The following is a 23,488-nucleotide window of genomic DNA, read 5'->3' as shown; positions in this document are numbered from 1 at the left end:
TAGAGGCCCCTGGCGTCGCCCGGATCAGCTGACGGGCGCGACGAATCCGACGGGTCCGGCGGCGACGCACACCGACAGCGCGGCGGTGACGGCGTCCACGGTGATCGCGTCGCCGGCTCCTGGCAGCCGGACGTACACGCGGTTGAGGCCGGGGCGCACCGGGACCTTGACCTGCTCGCCCTCTGACAGCGACAGCGTCATCGACCCGTCGCTGTTGCCCAGGTAGTTGAGCTCGACGGTCCAGTCGGCGGGTAGCAGCGGCCCGTCGAGCGGCATCTGTACCGGAAAGTCGGGTTGCACGAGATAGCCGCACTGCGCGTCGGGGCCCTGACGGATGCTGCGCACCCACGTCACCTGTGCGTCCACCAGATTTCCTGCGACGTCCAACATGCGAAGATCTGTTGTCGCCGGGGCGAATTCGGGACGGTCGCGGAGAAGAGCGAACATGTGGGAGGCGAGGTTCTCCGGCCAAGCCACCCGCTGCAAGACCAGAGGGTCCACCTCCTGGTCCAGCATCGGGTCCTGAGAGGTGGCGTGTGCCTGCGCCAGGCCCGCCCGCGCGTTCTGCAGGTACGGCTTGGCAGGGTTGTCCCGCCAGCTCGTCAAGAACGTCGCGGTGGAGTAGAGGCTGCTCGCCACGAAAGCTGTTGCCAGCAGCACTGATACGGCCGTCCGCCGCGCTGAGGCGTCCAGCCATGCCGAATCCCGGTTGGGTGCACACAGCCCGACCGCTGCCAACAACGCCAGCACCACGACCAGGTCGGGCAGATACCGCAGCGTCTGCGCCAGTTCCAACGCGGTGTACTGCGAGGAACGCATCAAATAGATGGGTACCTGGCACGCGACCGCATACCCGAGCGCAGCCAACCACACCGGGCCGAGTCGGCGCTTGCGCGCCAACGTCACCGCCACCACAAGCGCCAACCCCAGCCAGCCGACCACCATGACAGCCACCGGCGGCGTCGCCCACGGCGACGCCGGCGCCCAGCGCTGCCAGTCCCACGGACCTCCCACGAGGCCGGGCACAATTCCGTGGGTGAAGGAGCGGCGCAACAGTTCCCACGTCATTCCGAGGTCGAAGCTCCAGCGCTGCTGATCGACGACCAACAGGTACACGCCGACCCAGGACGCCGTCAGCACCAGTGCCGACACCCACAGTCGTGCGCCGCGCCGCCACACCTCACGCAGGGCGGCGTCCTCGGTGACATACCCGTGCAGCGCGACGACGGCGAACGCGACGAACGGGATGATCGCCGACTTCTCGAAGAACAGCAGCCCACCGAGGTACACCAGAGCACCCGAGAGCGCATAGCGCTGATTGCCGGTGCGCACCAACAGGACTGCGTCAGCACAGACCCACGCCATCGCCGCCAACATCGGCAGCGAGTTCAGCCCCGCCGCCCACCACGCATAGCCGGGCACGGCCAGCGGGGTGAACAGGGCGAACGTCAGCGGAATCAGCAGGACCGGCCGCCAACCCAGGAGCACGTACAGCGCGCGAAGCAGTGCCAGCGATGCCAGCAGCGCCAACACTACGAGGCTCAGGGCCGGCCCGATCCAGTCCAGCGGCGCGAGCCTGGTGATGGCGCCGGCGACCAGGAACGCACCGGGCATCACGTGCCCGTCGTGATCGTCGAACAGATACTGCGGCGACAGCAGGCTTTGGGTACCCGCCCGGCCGACGAGTATGAGGTCGTCCCAGTAGAAGTAGCCACCGAACGCCAGCACCGCCCGGATCACCAGGTGCAGCGCTATGAGCGCCACGGCGATACGGGCGACGGCAGATCTCATGGGACTAGCGGGGATATGCGTCCCCGGCATGCTGGCGTGCTCGCCACGCGGAAGTCACCATCTCGTCGAGGGTATGCCGGTTGCTCCAGTCCAGGTCGCGCGCCGCGAGATCGCCGGCCGCGACGATGCGGGCCAGATCGCCGGGCCGCCGCGCGACGACCTCCGGCTCGAAGTCGATGCCGGTGGCCTTTCGCATCGCGGCCATGATCTCGCGCACCGACGTGCCCTCGCCGCTGCCGAGGTTGTAGACCGGTTCGACGTCCAACCCTTCGGCGAGCCGGCGCGCTGCAGCGACATGGGCCAGCGCGAGGTCGGTCACGTGGATGTAGTCGCGCACGCAGGTGCCGTCCGGCGTCGGGTAGTCGTCCCCGTTGATGCGCGGCGTCTCCCCGCGGAACAGCATGTCGAAAACCCTCGGGAACAGGTTGTGCGGGCTGGCATCGAACAGGTCGTCGGATCCGGAGCCGACCACGTTGAAGTACCGCAGGCTCGTGTGCCGCAGCCCCGTCGCCCGGCCGGCATCGCGGAGCAGCCATTCGCCGATCAGCTTCGTCTCGCCGTACGGCGACTCCGGCATCGTCGGCGTCGACTCGTCGACGATCGCGACGTCGGGCGTGCCGAATGTCGCAGCGCTCGACGAGAAGACGATCTTGTCGACGCCCCGCTTTTCCATCGCCTGCAGCAGGATGACGGTCGCCGACACGTTCTGCTCGTAGGTGTGCAACGGCCGCTTCACGGATTCACCGGCGTACTTGTAGCCGGCGATGTGAATGACACCGCTCACACCCTGGAGGGTGTCCTCGACCAGAGCCGCATCGAGCAGGGTGCCCTTGACGAACGTCGCGGCGTCCGGGACGAAGCTCTCGAAGCCGGTGGACAGGTCGTCGATCACCACCACGTCCAGGTCGGCGTCGAGCATCGCGCGGACCACGTGTGAACCGATGTAGCCGGCTCCGCCGGTCACCAGCCAGCTCATGTCGTCTCCTCAGTCATCGATGGCAGCATAGGTGGGTGCCGTGTTGCGGCGGTGCCCGGCAAGCGCGGCCAGGTGCACGACGATGCCTGCCAGCGGTCCGCAGAGCAGCGCCACGACCGTGCGCATCTCCAGGTCCAGCGGCAGCAGCAACAGCAGCGTCGAGGCCACGGTAGCGATGACCCATCCCGAGGCGTAGGCCCGGTGCAGTGCCGCGGCGACGGTGGCCGCGCCGGTCAGCGTCAGCAGCGCGATGACCACCGCGGCGGCCGTCAGCCAGCCCAGCAGCGCGCCGTCGGCGACATACTGTGCCCCAAACGCCTCGCGCAGCAGCCACGGTCCGAACGCCGCCGCGAGCACAACACCCGCCGCGCCGACCGCCACGACGAGGGCCGACGGTGCGATGAGAGCCTTGAGGCGGTGGTCGCGCTGGTCGACGAAATGTGCGATCAGGTTGCCCTGCATAGCGGTCAGCGGGACCAGCAGCGGTGCCCGTGTCAACGTCACCGCGAGGATCACCACGCCGCCCGCGGCGCCGAGGTCATCGGAGGTGGCCTTGAGCAGGACGGGGAAGCCCATCACCAGGATCGCGCTGGCGCCCGCGGCGGCAATCGAATGTCCTGTGCCGCGCAGGAATGTCACCGTCCCGCTGGACGTCCGCACCACGGCCGCGGCGCGGGTCGCGGGGGAGATGACGACCATCAGCACCCAGCCGAAGGCGCCGGCCACGGTCGCCCACAGATAGCCGCCGAGCCCCCAGCCGACAACGAAGCTCGCCATGGCGACGGCGACCCGGAGCAAGGCGTCGGTGACCATCAGCGCGCCGTATTCGCCCCATCGGTTCATCCCGGCCAGCGCGCCCAACAGCGTGGTGTGCAGGCAGAAACCGGCCAGTCCGGCGCACAGCAGCACCACGCTGAGCGCGCGGGCCTCGGTGAACACGTGCGGCGACCACAACGGGGACGTCACCGCGATGACGGCGGCGGCCGCAAGTCCGACCGCCGCGGCGACACGCAAGGGGTGGGTGCGTCTGCCGGCGGGATCGGTCGACGGGGAACGCACTTCGCGCGTGGTCTCCTGCAGCAGCCCGAAGGCGGCGCCGCTGGCCAGCCCGAACGCGCCCCAGAACACACCGAACACCGAGAATCCTGCCGGCTCGAGGTCGCGGGCCGCCAGGTAGAGCACGGCATATCCACACAGCGCCGAGATCGCCGTCGCCGCTCCGACCCGGACCACGCTGCCCCGGCTCACCGCGCCCGAGGGCCCCGCAGTCGCGTCGGTCACGACCCGCTGTCCAGTGGCGGGACCCGTGTCGAGTACAGCCATGCCGCCCACAGGGAGCGCAGCGAATCGTCGGAGTACTGCTTGGCCAGACCGATGAAGTCGTCGGTGACGACACTGCTGTGATGGTAGCGGGCAGTCCAATCCTGCAGTAGGGCAAAGAAGTTCGTGTCGCCGATGCGCCTGCGCAGCGTGTGGAGGGTGAGGGCCCCGCGCTTGTAGACGCGGTCGTCGAACATGTCGCGCGGACCCGGGTCGGCGAGAACGAGGTTCTGCGCCGAATTCTTGAGCCGGTGGTGGTAGTGGCGCGCCCATTCGTCGGCGGTGCGTTCACCGCAGTGCTCAGACCACAGCCACTCGGCGTAGCAGGCGAAGCCTTCGTGCAACCAGATGTGACGCCAGCGCTGCACGGTGACGGAGTTGCCGAACCACTGGTGGGCCAGCTCGTGGGCGATGAGACGCTCCGAGCCGCGCTTGCCGTCGCAATGGTTGGCGCCGAATATCGAAATACCCTGTGCCTCAAGAGGAATCTCTAGATCATCGTCTGTGACGACCACGGTGTACCCGGTGGCCAGCGGATACGGCCCGAACAACTCCATGAAGAGCTTCATCATCTGCGGCTGGCGCCCGAAGTCGTGGTCGAAAGCGGTGCGCAGCCGGGCAGGCAGCACCGCGAAGATCTCGACGCCGTTCTTGGCCATCCGGTGCCTGTCGTACACCCCGACCTGCAGGGTCATCAGATACGTCGAGGTGGGCTCCGCCTGTTCGTAGACCCAGGTCGTCATGCCTGCACGAGGCCGCTTGGCCAGCAGCTTGCCGTTGGCCAGGGCGAAATACGGGCTCTCCGTGGCGATCTGGACACGGAAGCTGGCCTTCGCGCTGGGGTGGTCGTCGCACGGGAACCACGAGGACGCACCGTTGGGCTGGCCCGCGACGAGCGCCCCCTCGGTGAGTTCCTCGAAACCGACCTCACCCCACAGGGATCGGATCGGGCGCGGGTTTCCGCCGTAGCGGATCGCGATCGTCATCGCGGCACCCGCGGGAAGCCGTTCGGTCAGGGTGATGTGGAGTTTCCCCATCGCCGCGCGGAACTGGGCGGGCCGTGTGCCGTTGACGGTTACCTTGGTCACCGACAAGGCGCGGGACAGGTCCAGGCTGAACGTGGTGAGTTCGGCCAACGTCACCGCCGTGATCGTCGCGGACCCGGCGAGGCGGTTGATCGCCACCTTGTACTCGAGCTCGAGCTCGTAGCGCGAAACCCGGTAGCCGAAGTTCCCCGCGTTGGGCAGATACGGGTCGATGACGGGTGGTGTGCTCTTCTTAGCGGCCCGCTTGCGTACCGTCACGCGGCCGCGGGCTTCTTGGGCTTGGGATCACTTGCGCTGCCCCGCTTCTTGCGAGGCGGAGTCCACGGCGCGATCGGGTTGCCCTGCCACCGTGTCGAGGGCGGTACCTCGTCGCCGCGCATCACCAGCGATGCGGGCCCGACGGTGGCGGCTGCGCCGATCCGAGCCGCGGGCAGCGCCACGCAGTGCGGGCCCAGTGTCGCGCCTTCCTCCAGGACCACGGTGTCCATCCGCATGATCCGGTCGTGGAACAGGTGCGTCTGCACCACGCAGCCGCGATTGACGGTGGCGCCCCTCTCGAGCGTCACCAGGTCGGCTTCGGGAAGCCAGTAGGTCTCACACCACACACCGCGTCCGATCTTCGCGCCCAAGGCCCTCAGCCACAGGTTCATCACCGGCGTACCCGATGCGGCGCGGGCGAACCACGGCGCGGCGACAGTCTCGACGAAAGTGTCCGACACCTCGTTGCGCCACACGAACGACGACCACAGCGGATGTTCGATCGCGGTGATGCGGCCCACGAGAAGCCATTTGGCGATGACGGCGATACCACCGGCCACCGCGCCCGCGGCCAGCAGGATCAATCCGGTCGCCAGGGTCGCCCAGATCCAGCCGTGTGTCACGGCCAGCGACTGGATGGCGAACAGCACCGCCACCCCGATCGCGAACGTCACGACGACAGGCACGAAGCGGAACGTCTCGACGGTGGCACGCAGCGCTTTCAGACGCGGGGACGGGTGGAACGTGCGTAACGCGTCGGCGGCGGTCGGCTTGCGGCGCAACCGGACCGGTGGGCTGCCCAGCCACGACGAGCCGGCCTTCGCCTTGTGCGGCGTGGCCGACAGGACGGCGACGAGGCCGTCGTCGGGCACCCGGCGTCCGGGCTGGGTGATACCGGAGTTGCCGAGGAACGCGCGCTTGCCGACCGTCGCCCGCGCGACGTGGATCCAGCCGCCGCCCAGCTCGTATGACGCCACCATGGTGTCGTCGGCCAGGAACGCGCCGTCGTCGACGACGGTGAATTTCGGGATCAGCAACGCCGTCGAGATCTCGGTGCCCTTACCGACTTTCGCGCCGAGCAGGCGCAGCCACCACGGCGTGAGCAGGCCGGCATAGATGGGGAACAGATAGTTGCGCGCACCGTCCATCAGGCGCTCGGTGGCCCACAGCTGCCAGCCCGAGCGGCTGCGCACCGGGTGGTAGCCCTCCCGCAGGCCCAGCGACAGCACCCGCACGCCGAGAAAAGTCAGCACCGCGTACACCGCGACCGCGGCCATCGTGGCGGGCACGACCCACACCAGCGCGGGCACGATCGCTTCGACAACGGTCGTGGTGCCGCGCACACCCCACCCGACGACCGCCAGGCCCGCAGCGAGTGCGGCCAGCGGAAGAGCGCCGAGCAGCATCGAGGTGATGCCGTACATCGCGACCCACACCGGGGCGCGGGGCGGGCGGTGATCGGGCCACGGGTGTTTGGCCTTGCCGGACTTGATTGCGGGTGAGCCCTTCCAGTACTGCCCGTTCTTCACTTTTCCGACCACGCCGGACCCAGGGGCCACGTCGGCGTTCTTGCCGACCACCGCCCCGGGCAGCAGTGTGGTGCGTGCGCCGACGGTGGCGTCGTTGCCGACGGTGATCGGGCCGACATGGAACAGGTCGCCGTCGATCCAGTGCCCGGTCAGGTCGACCTCGGGTTCGATGGAGCAGCGGTGGCCCAGCGTCAGCATGCCGGTCACCGGAGGTGCCGAGTGCAGGTCGACACCGCTGCCCACCTTGTTGCCGAGCAGGCGCGCGTAGTAGACGAGCCACGGGGCGCCGGCCATGTTCTCGGCGCCGCTGGCCTCGGCGAGACGTTCGGCCAGCCACACTCGCAGGTGCACCGAGCCGCCGCGCCGGTACGTCCCGGGCTGCAGGTTGCCGACAAGGATGCGGGCGCCGAACACCGCGATGCCCATCCGTCCCGGCGGGGTCACGAACACCAGGAAACCGGCGAGCACCCACCACCAGCCGATCGGGCGCGCCCAGTCGACCAGCGAGAGTTCGGCGGCGACATTGTTGGCGATCGCCAGCCACACCACCCACTGCATTCCGGTCAGCATGGCCAGCGGCACTGTCAGCGCCACCTGCACCGCCTGCGTCAGCCGCGACACCGGCTTGACGACGCGCGTCTCCACCGCGGGCGGCGGGTCGAGTTCGTCGAGATAGCCGGCGAGCGAGCCCAGGCGCGGGTGGTCGTACAGGTCGGCGACGGTCACCTGTGGATAGCGCTGCCGCAGGGCTGCGATGAGCTGCGCTGCCGACAGCGATCCGCCACCGAGGGCGTGGAAATCGGCCTCGGGTCCGTCGACCGGCGCCGCGAGAACCTCACGCCACAGCCCGGCCAGCCAGCCGAGCGTGCCCTGCCCCAGGTCGGCGCCATCGTCGTCGTTCTCGGCGCCGCCCACCGGCCACGGCAGCGCGTCACGGTCCACCTTGCCCGATGTGCGCGTGGGCAGTTCGTCGACGACGACCAGGCGCGGGACAAGTGCTGCGGGCAGCGACTCCGACAGTTGAGTGCGCGCGTCATGCACGTCGAAGCTGCCTTCAAGTCCCGGGGTCACGGCGATGTAGCCCACCAGAAGTGGTGTGCCGCTTGCCGTTTTGCGCACCGCGGCCGCTCCGCCGCTGACGCCGGGCAGGTTCACCAGCGCGGTGTCGACCTCGCCGAGCTCGATACGGCGGCCACCGACCTTCACCTGGTCGTCGGCGCGCCCCACGAAGTAGAGGCCGTCCATCTCCAGCCGCACCAGATCGCCGCTGCGGTAGGCGCGGCTCCACAGCGCCAGTGGGCTCGGATACGGGAGAGGGGCGTACTTTTCCGCATCCTTTTCCGGGTCGAGGTAGCGCGCCAGGCCTACCCCGCCGATGACGAGCTCACCGACCTCGCCGACGGCGACCGGCTCGCCCTGCTTGTCCACGACAGCGAGATCCCAACCGGGCAGCGGCAGGCCGATGCTGACCGCGCTTTTGCCATCGAGCCGCGCCGCGCACGCGACGACCGTCGCCTCGGTGGGGCCATAGGTGTTCCAGACCTCGCGGCCTGTGGAGTCGGGGCCCGCCGCGAGCCGCTCGGCAAGCTCGGGAGGGCAGGCCTCGCCGCCGAAGATCAGCAGCCGCACCGCTTCCAGGGCCTCGGCGGGCCACAGCGACGCCAGCGTCGGCACCGTCGAGACCACCGTGATGTCGCGCGACACCAGCCACGGGCCGAGGTCCATACCGCTGCGCACCAGCGACCGCGGCGCCGGGACGAGGCACGCACCGTGACGCCACGCCAGCCACATCTCCTCACACGACGCGTCGAACGCCACCGACAGCCCGGCCAGCACCCGGTCGCCCGGGCCCAGCGGGTTGTTCTGCAGGAACATCTTCGCCTCAGCGTCGACGAACGCGGCCGCGTTGCGATGGGTGACGGCGACTCCCTTCGGGGTTCCCGTCGACCCGGAGGTGAAGATGATCCACGCGTCGTCTCGGCTCAGCGGTGACGCAGCGCGCCAGCCGCGGGACGACCCGGGCCCGCGCACCAGACCCTTCTCGGTGATGATCGCCACAACGGATGCCTCGGTGAAAACCAGATCGGCCCGCTCCTGGGGATCGTCGGCGTCGACGGGGACATACGCCGCGCCCGCAGCCAGGGTGGCCAGGATCGCGACGTAGAGCGCGTAGCTGCCCGACGGCATCCGGATTCCGATGCGGTCGCCGCGGCCGATCCCGCGGGCGCCGAGCCACGCCACGCTCTCCTCGACATCGGACATGAGCTCGGCATAGGTGAGCTGCACGGTGCCGTCGTCGATCGCGGGCGCGTCGGGGTAACGGCGGGCCGTCTCGTTGAGGATGTCGATCAACGTGCGGGGCGCCGACGCGTACGCGGACAGCAGATATTGACTGGGGATCTCGGGGGTTGGATCCGGCGCTGTCACGGGTACAAACTACTAAGCGTCCGGGGTCACCTGCTGCCGTCGGGCTGCTCGTTTCGCGTGTCGGGCAGCCTGCTGGCACAATGAGCCGCTTGGAGGGGAGTATTCCTTCGCCGCAGTGTCGTCATCACGTCGTCCGTCATCGGATGACCGGTGCTGCGGGCCTACCGCCGGGTGGTGGTGGTGGAAGAGACCTCCGGCGTGTGAAACGACCGGAGGTTTGATGAACGTAAGTGGTCTTGAGTGGGGCATCACCCTCGCCGTGACGATCGGCATCCTGCTTTTTGATGTCCTCGTCATCGGGCGCAGGCCCCATGAGCCATCCCGGCGCGAAACCGGAACAGCCCTGACGATCTATGTCGGGCTCGCGATCGCGTTCGGCATCTGGACCTGGGTGTTCCACGGCCACCAGTACGGGGTGGAGTTCTTCGCAGGTTGGCTCACCGAGTACAGCCTGTCGGTGGACAACCTGTTCATCTTCTTGATCATCATGGCCAGCTTCAAGGTGCCGCGGATCTACCAGCAGCAGGCGCTGCTCGTCGGCATCATCCTGGCGCTGATCTTCCGCGGCATCTTCATCGCGCTGGGCGCGGTCGCGATCAACCAGTTCTCCTGGGTGTTCTATCTTTTCGGCGCATTCCTGGTGTACACCGCGATCAAGCTGGTCAGAGACACCGACCATGACGACGACGGCGACAACGCCGTGGTCAAGTTCGCGCAGAAGCGGTTCAGGTTCACCGATCAATGGGACGGCCTGAAACTGTGGGTGAAAGAGAACGGCCAGCGGCTGATGACGCCGATGTTCCTCGTGATCGTCGCGCTGGGCACCACCGACCTGCTGTTCGCGCTGGACTCGATCCCCGCGATCTACGGCCTGACCCAGGAGCCGTACCTGGTGTTCACGGCGAACGTGTTCGCGCTGATGGGTCTGCGCCAGCTGTACTTCCTGCTCGGCGACCTGCTCAAGCGGCTGGTGTACCTGTCGCAGGGCCTCGCTTTCATCCTCGGGTTCATCGGCGTGAAGCTGCTGTTGCACGCGCTGCACGAGAACGAGCTGCCGTTCATCAACGGTGGTGAGCACGTGCCGGTCCCCGAGATTCCGACACTGGCGTCCCTCGGCGTGATCATCGTCACGCTGCTGATCACGACGGTTGCGAGCCTCTACAAGACGCGCGTGCACGACGTCCGCAACAACAGCACGTCACCCGACGAAGAAGCTCCCGCGGATCCGCAGACCGACCACACTCGCTGATCGCTCTTTGCGCTCCTGCTGATTGCAACGAGTGCGTCGCACCCGGCCGCCTGGCTAGCGTGGCCGGGTGCGACTTTTCGTGGCAGATGAGCGAGACCCCGACGGGGTGAGTGAGCTCACCGGCGGTGACCAGCAGATCGTCCGCGTCGCCGCGCCGGACCTGCAGCAGGCGAGGCGGGTGCGGTCCCGGATCCGTGCCGGCGCCGACGATGTGGCCGTGATTCTCGACGTCACGGTCGCCGTCGCCGGTGACTTCCGAGCGGCACAGCAGGTTCTCGGCCCCCTGGAAGACGTGGATGCGGCGACTGTGCATTACGCGGGGACGGTCGACGGCCTGGCCGGTCTCATCGCCGACATCGTGTCGGCGCAGGTCGCCGACGGTGTGACGCTGATCCCCGCGTCACCGCGCCAGGACGTGGGCTCGGTGGGACGCGACGTCCTCGGCAGGCTCGATGTGCGGGAGCAGCCGCGCGCGTCCTGACGCCCGGCTCACCAGTTGTCGTAGCCGCCCTCGGGGCCGAGCATGCGCTCTAGACGCGTCCTGTTGATCCGCGCCAACTCGTTGCGCACGATCTTGCGTTCGGTCTCGACGTCGTTGTGCAAGCGGTCGCGCATGGTGGCCAGCACGTCGTCGGCGCCGTAGCCGTCGATGAACATCACGAAGCCGAACCCGAAATGGTCGAGGTAGTTCTTTGACGCCGTGGCCAGCTCCGCCATGACCTCGGGTCGCTCGTCGATGATTGCGCACTGTTCGGCCTGCGACTTCTCGCTACCGGGCCGCCGGCCGACATCGGGGTAGGCCTGCAGGATCGAGTCGATGGACTCCTCGGCGAGCCCGAAGAGCAGGGTGTCGGCGAACCGGAACAGCCGGTCGTGGCAGTCGAAGGGGCGGGCGCGGGCCAGGTCTGCGGCGAGCGGCACGCTGTAGCAGCATTCGTAGACGGCGTGCACGGCGCGGCGCATCGGCAGCGCGTTGAACGCGTCCAGTCCGATTCCCTGATGCAGCAACACACCGTCATGATCGGATCGTCAAGCGGCACGGACGTTACGCCGTGTTACGACCACGCAAATTATTCGCGCGAAGGGGCTAGTGCCCCTCGGTCTTGAACCGCTCGATGGACCGGTTGATCTCGGCCTCGGCCTCCTCGCGGCCCACCCAGTCGGCGGCCTTGACGAACTTGCCGGGCTCGAGGTCCTTGTAGTGCACGAAGAAGTGCTTGATCGCGTCGAGTTCGAAGTCCGACACATCGCCGATGTCCTGGATGTGGTCCCAGCGCGGATCGGCGAGGACGCACAGCACCTTGTCGTCGCCGCCCTTCTCGTCGGTCATCCGGAACATCCCGACCGGACGGGCCTCGAGGATGCAGCCCGGGAACACGGGCTCGGGCAGCAGCACGAGCGCGTCCAGCGGATCGCCGTCCTCGCCGAGGGTGTCTTCGATGTAGCCGTAGTCCGTGGGATAGCCGAACGCCGTGAACAGGTAGCGGTCCAGCTTGACCTTTCCGGTCTCGTGGTCCACTTCGTACTTGTTGCGCGAACCCTTCGGGATCTCGATGAGGACATCGAACTGCACGGCCGTGACTCCTAGGTGTGTGCTGGTCTGCTGACGAGGCGGGTCAACACTAAACGAGGGATACCCTGCACTAAAGAGGCGGCTGGGGTGGTCCCGGCGAGCCGGGCAGGATCAGGAGAGCTATGCGGCCCACACGGTGGCGCCGATCCACGTACTGGATCGTCGGGGTGTCGGTGCTGCTCCTGGTCGTTGTCGTGGTCGCCGCGGCCGCACTCGTGGCGGCGCGCCAACCGAGCGAGCAGGTCGCCGTCGAACCCGCCCCGGCACCCGCCACAGCTGATCCCGGCGTCGTACCCGTCTCCGACTCCGCCGACATGCCCACGCCAGGTGGCCTCGCCGCGGCGCTGCGCATGGCGGCCGCCGACCCCAACCTGGGCAAGTTCACCGGGCGTATCACCGACGCGGTCACCGGTGAGGAGTTGTGGGCGCAGGGCGCGACGGTGCCGATGCAGCCCGCGTCGACGAACAAGGTGCTGACCGCGGCGGCAGCACTACTGACGCTGGACCGGGATGCCCGGTTGACGACGCGGGTGGTGGCGACGTCGCCGGGTGTCGTCGTGCTGGTGGGCGGTGGGGATCAGACGCTGTCGGCGGCGCCGCGCGACGAGGACACCTGGTACCGGGATGCGGCGCGCATCTCGGACCTGGCCGATCAGATCCGCCGCAGCGGGGTCGACGTCAGGTCGGTTCAGGTCGACGTGAGTGCCTACAGCGGGCCGACGATGGCGCCCGGCTGGGACCCCCTCGACATCGACGGCGGCGACATCGCGCCGATGGAGGCGATCATGCTCGACGGCGGGCGCACCCAGCCCGTCAGCGTGGAGTCGCGTCGCTCCCGGACTCCTGCGCTGGACGCGGGCCGCGCGTTGGCCACGGCGCTGCGGGTCGACCCCGCCAAGGTGAGCGTCGTGACCAGGAGCACCGACGGTGACGAGATCGCGTCGGTGCAGTCGCCACCGCTGATGGAGCGGCTGCGCCAGATGATGCACAGCAGCGACAACGTGATGGCCGAATCGATCGGCCGCGAGGTCGCCGAGGCCCGCGGTCAGCCGCAGAGCTTCGCCGGTGCTGCGCAAGCCGTGCTCGACAGCCTTGACGAGGCGGGCATCGACACCGCAGGGGCTCGGCTGCTTGATTCCAGCGGCCTGTCGGTCGACGACCGCCTGACTGCGGCGACCCTGGACGGGGTCATCCAGGCCGCGGCGGGGGACTCGACACCGGCGCTGCGGCCGATGGTCGATCTGCTCGCGATCGCCGGCGGCAGCGGCACGATGTCCAACCGCTATCACGACACCGACGCCGGTCGGGCCGCGCTGGGTTATCTGCGCGCGAAGACGGGTTCGCTAACCGGAACCAACACCCTCGCGGGCATCGTCACCGACGAGAGCGGCCGCGTGCTGACCTTTGCCCTGCTGTCCAACGATGCGGGGCCGACCGGGCGGACCTCGCTCGACGCGTTCGCCGCCACCCTTCGATCATGCGGATGCCGATGACTCCAACCAGCCCAGCTCCTCGAACAAATAAGGCCCGCTTCAACGTCGGCAATGCGGTCGACTGGAATCTGGCCGCCGGGTTGGGTGGGAAGCTGGCCCGTCCCGAGCCGCAGACCACCGACTACACGCGCACCCAGGTCATCGAGCAGCTCGCCGAATCCGCGCGTGCCTCCGAATTGCCGGTGCGCGAGGTCACCGGGCTGATTGAGGGTGGCGAGGTCCCGGAGGCGCGAATCGTCAACCGGCCCCAGTGGATTCACGCCGCCGCGCAGTCGATGCGGGCAATGACCGGCGGCGGTCACGGGGATGTGACGGGTGAGGGCGCCAAGCCCCGGATGCTCACGGGCCGGGTCGCAGGTGTCCAGACGGGTGCGGTGCTGGCGTTCGTGTCGTCGGGAATTCTGGGTCAGTACGACCCGTTCTCAGCCAGCGGTGGCGAGCTGCTCCTGGTGTACCCCAACGTGATCGCGGTGGAGCGCCAATTGCGGGTCGTCCCCAAGGATTTCCGGATGTGGGTGTGCCTGCACGAGGTCACCCACCGTGTGCAGTTCCGCGCCAATCCGTGGCTTGCCGAGCACATGTCGAGTGCGCTCGCGGTCCTGACCGACGATGCCGGCGACGACGTCACCAAGATGGTGGGCCGGCTGGCCGACTACATGCGCGACCGTCAGATCGTCGTGAAAAACGGTGAGCCCGAGCTTGGTTCGACCGGAGTGATCGGGCTGTTGCGTGCGGTGCAGTCGGAGCCGCAACGCAAAGCGCTAGACCAGCTGCTCGTGCTCGGCACCCTGCTGGAGGGCCACGCCGAGCACGTGATGGACGCTGTCGGCCCCGCGGTGGTGCCGTCGGTGGCGACGATCAGGCAGCGCTTCGATCAGCGCAGGCAACGTAAACAGCCTCCGCTGCAGCGGTTGTTGCGCGCGCTGCTCGGGGTGGAAGCGAAGATGAACCAGTACACCAAGGGCAAGGCGTTCGTCGACGACGTGGTGGCCAGGGTCGGCATGCAACGGTTCAACGCGATCTGGACCGACGCCGGAACCCTGCCCCTGCCAACGGAAATCGACGAGCCGCAGCGATGGATCGACCGGGTGCTGTAGCCGAGCTGCGTTCGGCTCTGACCGCCTTCGCCAGTGACTACACCGCCGGTGAGCACCGGTGGTGCGTGGCGCTCTCCGGTGGCCCCGACTCGCTGGCGCTCGCCGCCGCAGCGGCGGCACTGCTACCCACGACGGCACTGATCGTCGACCACGGGCTCCAGCCGGGATCGCACGAGGTGGCGTCCACCGCGAAGGAGCAGGCGCTGGCCGTGGGATGCGTTGCGGCCGAGACCCTCTGCGTCGACGTCGGCACCGAGGGAGGTCCGGAGGCGGCGGCCCGCAGTGCCCGCTACCGCGCCCTCGACAGCGCCAGAAGGGGAGCCCCGGTCTTGCTGGGCCACACCCTCGACGATCAGGCCGAGACGGTGCTGCTCGGTTTGGGCCGCGGGTCGGGTGCCCGGTCGATCGCGGGCATGCGGCCCTACGACCCGCCGTGGTGCAGGCCGCTGCTGGGCGTTCGGCGCGCCGTCACGCATCGTGCGTGCGCCGAGTTGGGACTCACGCCCTGGCACGACCCGCACAACGCCGATGCGCGTTTCACCAGGGCCAGGTTGCGCAGTGAGGTGCTGCCGCTTCTTGAGGGCGTTCTCGGCGGAGGGGTGGCCGAGGCCCTGGCCCGCACCGCGACCGCGCTGCGGGAGGACACCGAAGCGCTCGACGGCATCGCCGCTGAGATCCTGGCCGGCCTCGACGGCGATCCGAGCACCGATGCACTCGCTTCGTTGCCCGACGCGATCAGGCGCCGGGTCATCCGAGGCTGGTTGCTCGCCGGTGGGGCCTGCGGGCTGACGGACAAACACATCCGCGCCGTCGACGAGCTCGTGACCCGTTGGCGCGGCCAGGGAGGCGTGGCGGTTCCCGGTGGGTGGCCGCGCGAGCGGTTGTTCGCCGGACGCAGCAACGGCGTGTTGACGCTGTACCGCCAACCCGTCTGACGTCGGCGGTCACTTCTGCCGTTAGGCTGTGCACGTGCCTGCGCCGACTGCGGACTTATATCCCGGGGACATCAAGTCGGTGTTGCTGTCCGAAGAGCAGATCCACGCCAAGACGGCCGAACTCGCAGAGCTCATCGCCGCCGACTACCGGGACGGTGGATCAGGGCAGGACCTGCTGCTGGTCACGGTGCTCAAGGGTGCGGTCATGTTCGTCACCGACCTCGCCAGGGCGATCCCGCTGCCCACGCAACTGGAGTTCATGGCGGTCAGCTCCTACGGCTCGTCGACGTCGTCGTCCGGCGTGGTGCGCATCCTGAAGGACCTCGACCGCGACATCAACGACCGCGACGTGCTGATCGTCGAGGACATCGTCGACTCCGGTCTGACCCTGTCCTGGCTGCTGCGCAACCTCGCGACGCGGCGCCCACGCTCGTTGAAGGTGTGCACGCTGCTGCGCAAGCTCGAAGCGGTGCGGGCGGACGTCGACATCGAATACGTCGGGTTCGACATCCCGAACGAGTTCGTCGTCGGCTACGGACTCGACTACGCGGAGCGGTATCGGGACCTGCCCTTCATCGGCACGCTCGACCCGAAGGTTTACCTGGAGTAGCCGGCAGCGCATGATCGAGGGCGTGAGCGAAACGGCTTTACGCATCTGCCCTTTCTGCGAGGCCACCTGCGGCCTCACGCTGACCATCGAGGACGGGCGCGTGACCGGTGCGCGCGGTGACCGTGACGACGTCTTCTCCGCCGGGTTCATCTGCCCCAAGGGGGCGAGTTTCGGCGAGCTCGACAACGACCCCGACAGGCTGCGGTCGCCATTGATACGTCGCGATGGAGTGCTGACCGAGGCGACGTGGGACGAGGCGTTCGCCGCCATGGCCGACGGCCTGGGCGCCGCTGTTCGCGATCACGGCGGCGCCTCGGTCGGGGTGTACCTCGGCAACCCGAACGCCCACACCGTCGCGGGAGCGCTGTATCCGCCGCTGATAATCCGAGGCCTCGGCACGCGCCAGGTGTTCTCGGCGAGCACGCTGGACCAGATGCCCAAGCATGTGTCGCTGGGGCTGATGTTCGGCAGCCCGGCCGCCTTCCTGGTGCCCGATCTGGACCGCACCGACTACCTCGTCATCATCGGGGCAAACCCGCTGGTGTCCAACGGAAGCCTGGCCACCGCCGCGGATTTCCCGGGCAAGCTGCGCAGGCTGCGCAAGCGTGGCGGACGGCTTGTGGTCATCGATCCGGCTCGCACCCGCACCGCCGAGCTGGCCGATCGTCACCTTGCACCACGGCCGGGCACGGACGCGGCGCTGCTTCTGGCGGTCGTGCACGTGCTGTTCGCCGAGAACCTGGTGAACTTGGGTTCGGTCGCCGACTACGTCACCGGCGTCGACGAGGTTCGCGCTCTCGCAACGGATTTCGCACCTGAGGCGGTCGCCGGGTACTGCGGCGTCGACGCCGACGAGATCACTACGCTGGCACGCGAACTGGCTGCCGCCCCCAGCGCGGCGGTATACGGACGGATGGGGACCTGCACGGTCGAGTTCGGCACCCTCGGCAGTTGGCTGGTCGATGTCGTCAACGTCCTGACCGGCAACCTGGACCGGCCGGGCGGAGCGATGTTCCCGCTGTCGCCGGTCGCTGCGGGCCCCCGCGGGCACCGTCCGGGCCGCGGATTCCGCACCGGGCGCTGGCGCAGTCGCGTCTCCGGGCATCCGGAAGTGTTGTCCGAGTTGCCCGTTGCCGCGCTGCCCGAGGAAATCGAGACGCCCGGCGAAGGACAGATCAAGGCGATGATCACCATCGCGGGCAACCCGGTGCTGTCCGCCCCGGACGGCGACCGGCTGGACCGCGCGCTCGAGCGCGTCGAGTTCATGGTGAGCGTCGACCCGTACCTCAACGAGACGACCCGACACGCCGACGTCATCCTGCCGCCGCCACCGCCGTCGCGCAGCCCGCACTTCGACTTCGCGCTCAACGGTCTCGCGGTGCGCAACAACGCGCGCTATTCGCCGCCCGCCTTGCCTTTGGACGGCAGGCCCGACGAGGCCGAGATATTGTCTCGAATTGCGTTGGTGCTGTATGGAATCGGCTACGACGCCGACCCGGCGCTCGTCGACGAACAGGTCATCGCGACCACCCTGGCCAAGGAGACGGCCGACGAGGCTTCCCCGGTGGCGGGCCGCGGCGTCGACGAGCTGACGGCGATGCTGCCCGCCGGTCCCGGTTACGAGCGGCGCCTCGACATGATGCTGCGCCTCGGGGCATACGGTGACGCGTTCGGTGTCAGGCCCGACGGACTGACGCTGGCGCGGCTCAAAGCCGCGCCCCACGGCATCGACCTCGGCCCGCTACAGCCAAGGCTGCCCGACGTGCTGCGAACCCCGTCAGGAAAGGTGGAACTCGCACCGTCGCAATGTGTTTCGGATACCGCGCGGCTTCGTTCGAAGCTCGATCAGCCTCGTGACGGGTATGTGTTGATCGGCCGAAGGCACCTGCGGTCGAACAACAGCTGGATGCACAATCTGCCTGCACTGGCGGGCGGGAGTAACCGGTGCACGCTGCGGATCCACCCGGCCGATGCCGCCGAGCTCGGGGTCACCGACACCGCGATCGTCAAGGGTGCCGGCGGCGAGTTGGTGGTGCCTGTCGAGCTCACCGAGGACATCCGCCGCGGTGTGTTGTCGCTGCCGCACGGCTGGGGACACAGCCGTGCAGGCACCGGGCAGTCGCTGGCCGCCAGCCGGCCGGGGGTGAACGCCAACCAGCTCAACGACGGTTCGGTGCTGGACCCGCTGTCGGGCACCGCGGTGCTCAACGGAATCCCCGTTCTGGTGGGCCCAGCGGTCGGTCCTGCGGCCTAGGTCAGTTCCCAGACCACCGTCACCGAGAAGCCGACGGTCTGCTGGCCCGGCTCCATGGGCACCGCGGCCTCCATGCGTGGCGACTGCATCGGCAGTGGCACGGGTGGCGGCGCGCCGCCTGATTCGGAGATCGAGATGACCTTGCCGAGGCTCAGCTGGGAAAGCTCCGCGTACTGCGCCGCACGGTCTTTGGCATCCTCGAACGCCCGGGCCCTGGCGTCGCGCACCAGTTGTGAGTCGTCCTCGATGGAGTAGGCGATGGAGTTGATGCGCGTGGCGTTGCCGCCGGTGCTGACGATCAGGCCGATCGCATCCGATGCCTTGTTCAGATCGCGGATCGTGACGTTGACGGAATTGGTCGCCCGGTAGGCCGCGATAGCAATGTTGTCCGAGCCGTACTGCGGGGCGAGATCGGCGGCTGTGGTGGCGATGTCCTTGCGGTCGATGCCGAGGCCGACGAGCCCGTCGATCACCGCCTGCTGGCGCTGGTTGGTCTGATTCATCGCCGCCGTGGCGTCGGCCTCGAGGAACTCCATCGACGCGTTGATCGTGAGCGTGTCCGGTGTGCCCTGCACTTCGCCGGATCCGACCACCGTGACCTGGCGGCTGTCCGAACTCGGCTGCTGGGTCGACCCGCTTTGCGCGTCGCATGCGGTCAGCGCGGCCGCGGCCAGCCCTGCCGCGGCGAAGGCGGTGAGGGCATTCCTGACTGTCTTCGCGCGCGCTGCGAGGGGCATGCCTGGCACCCTAGCGCGAGGGGTGTCACCGCAGAGGTGTGAGGAAGTCCAGCAGCACGCGCGACACCTCGTCCGGGCTTTCCTCGGTCAGCCAGTGGCCCGCACCGTCGATCATCACCTCGCGATAGTCGCCCGAGACGACCTCGTGGGCGCGGTCCCGCGGAGTGTAGGCAAGCGTCGCGTCCTCGCTGCCGCCGATGAACAGCGACGGCACGGTGATCGTGGGAGCGGGTGTGTCCGCGGTCAGTTCCCAGTTCAGGTCGAAGCAGCGGTACCAGTTCAGCGGTGCGGTGAAGCCGCCGCGGGTGAACTCGTCGACGTAGACGTCGAAGTCTTCCTGGCTGATCCAGTCGGGGATTGCGCCCGGTTCCGGGATGCGATCCAGGAAGCCCTCGGGCCCGGCCTCGCCCACCATCTCCTGGCCCGCGGTCGTCAGCGCGAACAGCCGTCGGAATGTCGTCGCGGGGTCGCGGTCGAGCTCGGCATCGGCGGGACCCTGTTCCTGGAAATAGAGGATGTACATGAACCGGTCTGCGAAGACGCGGCGGAACGCCTGCGTCGTGGGCACCCTCGGTCTCGGCACCGGTGGGAGACTCAGCCCTGCGATCGCCGTGAAGCGCTCGGGTTCGAGCAGCGGCGCACCCCATGCCACCACGGCCCCGAAATCGTGACCGATCAGCGCCGCCGTTTCGGCACCGACGTCGTCGAGCAGCCCGACCACGTCGGCCGTCAGCTCGGCGACGTTGTAGGCCTTGACGGCGGCGGGTTTGTCGGAGCCGCCGTAGCCGCGCTGGTCCGGAGCCAGCACGTGGTAGCCCGCATCGGCCAGCGCCCGCACCTGGTGTCGCCACGTGAACGCGAGCTCGGGAAAGCCGTGGCAGAGCACCACGACGGGCGCCCCCGGCTCCCCGGCCTCGGTCACCCGCAGGGTCACGCCGTTGGTCTCGACTCTGCGCTGAACCATCCGGGTCGTCATGTCCTCCAGTGTGCGTACAGATCGCCAATAGAGCCGAATTCGCGCCCTGGATGCACACTGGGCCCGAGCAGCCCAACCGCCGGGAACTGCCAGACGTTGGTCTAGCGGTAGCCTTGACTATTCCAGCTGCGCGTATTGGAAGGATTGGGCCGGCGAGACGACCGCCGGCCACACACTCATATGAATCGTAAGAATGTGATCCGCACACTCACGGTGATCGCCGTCGTGCTGCTGCTGGGTTGGTCTTTCTTCTATTTCAGCGACGACACCCGCGGGTACAAGCCCGTCGATACTTCGGTCGCGATGGCGCAGATCAACAGCGACAACGTCAACAGCGCGCAGATCGACGACCGTGAGCAGCAACTGCGTCTCGAGCTGAAGAACGGCAACGGCGACACCGAGAACAGCAACAAGATCATCACCAAGTACCCGACGGGATACGGGGTGACGCTGTTCGAGGCGCTGCAGGCCAAGAACGCCAAGACCAACACCGTGGTCAACCAGAGCAGCATCCTCGGCACGCTGCTGATCTACATGTTGCCGCTGCTCCTGCTGGTCGGCCTTTTCGTGATGTTCTCCCGCATGCAGTCCGGCGGGCGGATGGGGTTCGGTTTCGGCAAGTCGCGCGCCAAACAGCTCTCCAAGGACATGCCGAAGACCACGTTCGCCGACGTCGCCGGTGTCGACGAGGCGGTCGAGGAGCTCTACGAGATCAAGGACTTCCTGCAGAACCCGAGCCGCTATCAGGCGCTGGGCGCCAAGATCCCGAAGGGCGTGCTGCTCTACGGTCCTCCCGGCACCGGTAAGACGCTGCTGGCCCGCGCAGTGGCCGGTGAGGCGGGGGTTCCGTTCTTCACGATCTCGGGTTCGGACTTCGTCGAGATGTTCGTCGGCGTCGGCGCATCCCGCGTGCGAGACCTGTTCGAGCAGGCCAAGCAGAACAGCCCCTGCATCATCTTCGTCGACGAGATCGACGCGGTCGGGCGTCAGCGTGGCGCCGGCCTCGGCGGCGGCCACGACGAACGTGAGCAGACGCTCAACCAGCTGCTCGTGGAGATGGACGGATTCGGCGACCGCCAGGGCGTCATCCTGATCGCGGCCACCAACCGGCCCGACATCCTCGACCCCGCCCTGCTGCGGCCCGGCCGCTTCGATCGCCAGATTCCGGTGTCGAGCCCCGACCTGGCCGGCCGCCGCGCCGTGCTGAAAGTCCATTCGGCCGGTAAGCCGATCGCCGACGACGCCGACCTCGACGGTCTGGCCAAGCGCACCGTCGGCATGTCCGGCGCCGACCTGGCCAACGTCATCAACGAGGCGGCACTGCTCACCGCTCGTGAGAACGGCACGATCATCACGGGGCCCGCGCTGGAGGAGGCGGTCGACCGCGTGGTCGGCGGGCCGCGCCGCAAGGGCCGCATCATCAGCGAGCAGGAGAAGAAGATCACCGCCTACCACGAGGGTGGACACACCCTCGCCGCGTGGGCGATGCCTGACATCGAACCGATCTACAAGGTGACGATCCTCGCGCGCGGCCGCACCGGCGGGCACGCCGTCGCGGTGCCCGAGGACGACAAGGGCCTGATGACCCGCTCGGAGATGATCGCGCGCCTGGTGTTCGCGATGGGCGGACGTGCCGCCGAGGAGCTCGTCTTCCGCGAGCCGACGACGGGCGCGGTCTCCGACATCGAGCAGGCCACCAAGATCGCCCGCGCGATGGTCACCGAGTACGGCATGAGCTCCAAGCTCGGTGCCGTCCGCTACGGCACCGAGCACGGCGACCCGTTCCTCGGCCGCACGATGGGCACTCAGGCCGACTACAGCCACGAGGTCGCCCAGATCATCGACGACGAGGTCCGCAAGCTCATCGAGGCTGCCCACACCGAGGCGTGGGAGATCCTCACCGAGTACCGCGATGTCCTGGACACTTTGGCCGGCGAGCTGCTGGAGAAGGAGACGCTGCACCGCGTCGAGCTCGAGGCGATCTTCGGCGAGGTCAAAAAGCGCCCGCGCCTGACGATGTTCGACGACTTCGGCGGACGTGTGCCGTCGGACAAGCCGCCGATCAAGACGCCGGGCGAGCTGGCCATCGAACGCGGCGAGCCGTGGCCGAAGCCGGTCCCGGAGCCTGCATTCAAGACGGCCATCGCGCAGGCGTCCAAAGCGGCGGCCGAGCGGGCGCACAAGAACGGCGGCAACGGTTCTCACGCCGCCCCCGGCTCCAACGGAGCGCCGAACTCCGGGCCGACCCAGCCCGACTACGGCGCCCCCGCGGGCTGGCATGCGCCCGGCTGGCCACCTCCTCCCGGCGGTCCGCACCAGGGTGGCCCCAATCAACAACAACCGCAAGGCTATTGGTATCCGCCGCCACCGCCGCAGGGCGGTTGGCAGGGGCACGGTCCACATGGCACGCCCTATCAGGGCTACCCCCCGTATCAGCCCTACCCGCAGCCGGGGCAACATGCTCCGCACGGCGGTGCACCCGCACCCGGCCAGAAAGAGGACCCCGGTCACGAGGGCGGCAGGGAGAACGGGCGCACCAGCCCCTCCGGCCAGGATTGACGACCGGCCGACACACCTGAACGGAGATTTCGATGACGCGGTCGCACAACAACTCGGCCACGCTCACCACCCCGGATTTCGATCAGGCCCGTGCTGAGGCCGCGGTGCGCGAGCTGCTCATCGCGGTCGGGGAGGACCCGGACCGGCACGGTCTGGTCGACACTCCGGCCCGGGTGGCGCGCGCCTACCGGGAGATGTTCGCCGGGCTGTACACCGATCCCGACGACGTGCTCAACACCACGTTCGATGAGCAGCACGACGAGATGGTGTTGGTCAGGGACATTCCGATGTACTCGACGTGCGAGCATCACCTCGTGTCGTTCCACGGTGTCGCCCATGTCGGCTACATCCCCGGCGCGGACGGCCGGGTGACCGGACTGTCGAAGCTCGCCCGCGTGGTCGACCTCTACGCAAAGCGGCCGCAGGTTCAGGAGCGGTTGACCAGTCAGATCGCTGACGCGCTGATGCGCAAGCTCGACCCCCGCGGCGCCATCGTCGTGATCGAGGCCGAGCACCTGTGTATGGCCATGCGCGGTATCCGCAAGCCCGGTGCGCGTACCACGACGTCGGCCGTGCGCGGACAATTCAAGACCGACAAGGCATCTCGCGCCGAAGCCTTGGACCTGATCCTTCGGAAGTGACTTTTCGGGGCGAGCGA

The 23,488-nt window shown here is 68.3% G+C and carries 18 protein-coding genes; 9 read left to right on the top strand and 9 right to left on the bottom strand.

Translation table 11 applies throughout. The annotated features are described in order from the left end of the window. Positions 1-24: 24 nt before the first annotated feature. Genes AWC12_RS15205 through AWC12_RS15185 form a run of 5 tightly spaced genes read right to left on the bottom strand, consistent with a single transcriptional unit; the run spans position 25 to position 9,347 of the window. Entirely contained in the window at positions 25-1,791 is a 1,767-nt protein-coding gene (locus AWC12_RS15205) for a hypothetical protein (RefSeq protein WP_085175274.1), read from the bottom strand. Positions 1,792-1,795: 4 nt separating this feature from the next. Then, a complete protein-coding gene (galE, locus tag AWC12_RS15200; protein ID WP_024446919.1) occupies positions 1,796-2,767 on the bottom strand; it encodes a UDP-glucose 4-epimerase GalE in 972 nt (323 codons plus the stop codon). Between the two features lie 9 nt (positions 2,768-2,776). Continuing rightward, positions 2,777-4,090 (bottom strand): polysaccharide biosynthesis protein, encoded by a 1,314-nt coding sequence (locus tag AWC12_RS15195; protein ID WP_234814015.1) that lies wholly within the window; start codon positions 4,088-4,090, stop codon positions 2,777-2,779. Beyond that, positions 4,045-5,391, bottom strand: a complete 1,347-nt coding sequence (locus AWC12_RS15190; protein WP_085175272.1) for a M1 family metallopeptidase — start codon at positions 5,389-5,391, stop codon at positions 4,045-4,047. Before AWC12_RS15190 ends, AWC12_RS15195 begins: the two co-directional genes overlap by 46 nt. Further along, a complete protein-coding gene (locus AWC12_RS15185) occupies positions 5,388-9,347 on the bottom strand; it encodes a Pls/PosA family non-ribosomal peptide synthetase (RefSeq protein WP_085175271.1) in 3,960 nt (1,319 codons plus the stop codon). The genes AWC12_RS15190 and AWC12_RS15185 overlap by 4 nt, the downstream gene beginning before the upstream one ends. Before the next feature lie 220 nt (positions 9,348-9,567). On the opposite strand from AWC12_RS15185, the gene AWC12_RS15180 reads away from it, so the two are divergent. Then, positions 9,568-10,596, top strand: a complete 1,029-nt coding sequence (locus AWC12_RS15180; protein WP_024446915.1) for a TerC family protein — start codon at positions 9,568-9,570, stop codon at positions 10,594-10,596. A gap of 67 nt (positions 10,597-10,663) precedes the next feature. Further along, complete coding sequence (locus AWC12_RS15175) at positions 10,664-11,077, top strand: hypothetical protein (protein WP_024446914.1); 414 nt, start codon at positions 10,664-10,666, stop codon at positions 11,075-11,077. An 8-nt stretch (positions 11,078-11,085) separates the two neighbouring features. Here the strand turns inward: AWC12_RS15175 and AWC12_RS15170 are convergent, their stop codons facing one another. Further along, positions 11,086-11,607 (bottom strand): 2-oxo-4-hydroxy-4-carboxy-5-ureidoimidazoline decarboxylase, encoded by a 522-nt coding sequence (locus AWC12_RS15170; protein ID WP_024446913.1) that lies wholly within the window; start codon positions 11,605-11,607, stop codon positions 11,086-11,088. Positions 11,608-11,683: 76 nt separating this feature from the next. Then, complete coding sequence (locus AWC12_RS15165) at positions 11,684-12,169, bottom strand: inorganic diphosphatase (RefSeq protein WP_024446912.1); 486 nt, start codon at positions 12,167-12,169, stop codon at positions 11,684-11,686. Between the two features lie 122 nt (positions 12,170-12,291). Here AWC12_RS15165 and dacB point away from each other — a divergent pair, with 122 nt between their 5' ends. The 5 genes from dacB to AWC12_RS15140 are packed head-to-tail and all read left to right on the top strand — an operon-like array spanning position 12,292 to position 18,558. Further along, on the top strand, positions 12,292-13,662 hold the full coding sequence (gene dacB / locus AWC12_RS15160) for a D-alanyl-D-alanine carboxypeptidase/D-alanyl-D-alanine endopeptidase (protein ID WP_024446911.1): 1,371 nt from the start codon (positions 12,292-12,294) through the stop codon (positions 13,660-13,662). Beyond that, positions 13,653-14,759, top strand: a complete 1,107-nt coding sequence (locus tag AWC12_RS15155) for an Rv3626c family coenzyme F420 biosynthesis-associated protein (protein WP_024446910.1) — start codon at positions 13,653-13,655, stop codon at positions 14,757-14,759. Before dacB ends, AWC12_RS15155 begins: the two co-directional genes overlap by 10 nt. Continuing rightward, positions 14,738-15,694: a tRNA lysidine(34) synthetase TilS gene (gene tilS, locus AWC12_RS15150; RefSeq protein WP_024446909.1), complete on the top strand. Its 957-nt coding sequence runs from the start codon at positions 14,738-14,740 to the stop codon at positions 15,692-15,694. Before AWC12_RS15155 ends, tilS begins: the two co-directional genes overlap by 22 nt. Positions 15,695-15,722: 28 nt before the next feature. After that, entirely contained in the window at positions 15,723-16,304 is a 582-nt protein-coding gene (hpt, locus tag AWC12_RS15145; protein WP_036465081.1) for a hypoxanthine phosphoribosyltransferase, read from the top strand. 22 nt (positions 16,305-16,326) lie between these two features. Then, the gene (locus AWC12_RS15140) at positions 16,327-18,558 is read left to right on the top strand and encodes a molybdopterin-dependent oxidoreductase (protein ID WP_085175450.1); all 2,232 of its coding nucleotides are present in this window, start codon (positions 16,327-16,329) and stop codon (positions 18,556-18,558) included. Here the strand turns inward: AWC12_RS15140 and AWC12_RS15135 are convergent. After that, positions 18,555-19,295 carry an SIMPL domain-containing protein gene (locus AWC12_RS15135; protein WP_024446906.1) on the bottom strand — a complete coding sequence of 247 codons (741 nt, stop codon included), beginning with the start codon at positions 19,293-19,295 and terminating at the stop codon, positions 18,555-18,557. The two genes, AWC12_RS15140 and AWC12_RS15135, sit on opposite strands and share 4 nt — an antisense overlap. 25 nt (positions 19,296-19,320) lie before the next feature. Further along, positions 19,321-20,271 (bottom strand): alpha/beta fold hydrolase, encoded by a 951-nt coding sequence (locus AWC12_RS15130; RefSeq protein WP_234814014.1) that lies wholly within the window; start codon positions 20,269-20,271, stop codon positions 19,321-19,323. A gap of 180 nt (positions 20,272-20,451) precedes the next feature. Here AWC12_RS15130 and ftsH point away from each other — a divergent pair, with 180 nt between their 5' ends. After that, positions 20,452-22,830 (top strand): ATP-dependent zinc metalloprotease FtsH, encoded by a 2,379-nt coding sequence (gene ftsH / locus AWC12_RS15125; protein ID WP_085175269.1) that lies wholly within the window; start codon positions 20,452-20,454, stop codon positions 22,828-22,830. Between the two features lie 32 nt (positions 22,831-22,862). Next, the gene (folE, locus tag AWC12_RS15120; protein WP_024446903.1) at positions 22,863-23,471 is read left to right on the top strand and encodes a GTP cyclohydrolase I FolE; all 609 of its coding nucleotides are present in this window, start codon (positions 22,863-22,865) and stop codon (positions 23,469-23,471) included. Positions 23,472-23,488 lie beyond the last annotated feature (17 nt).

It is taken from the genome of Mycolicibacterium iranicum, assembly GCF_002101705.1.
Classification (GTDB): domain Bacteria; phylum Actinomycetota; class Actinomycetes; order Mycobacteriales; family Mycobacteriaceae; genus Mycobacterium; species Mycobacterium iranicum.
This window is presented reverse-complemented; position numbering and strand designations above follow the sequence as displayed.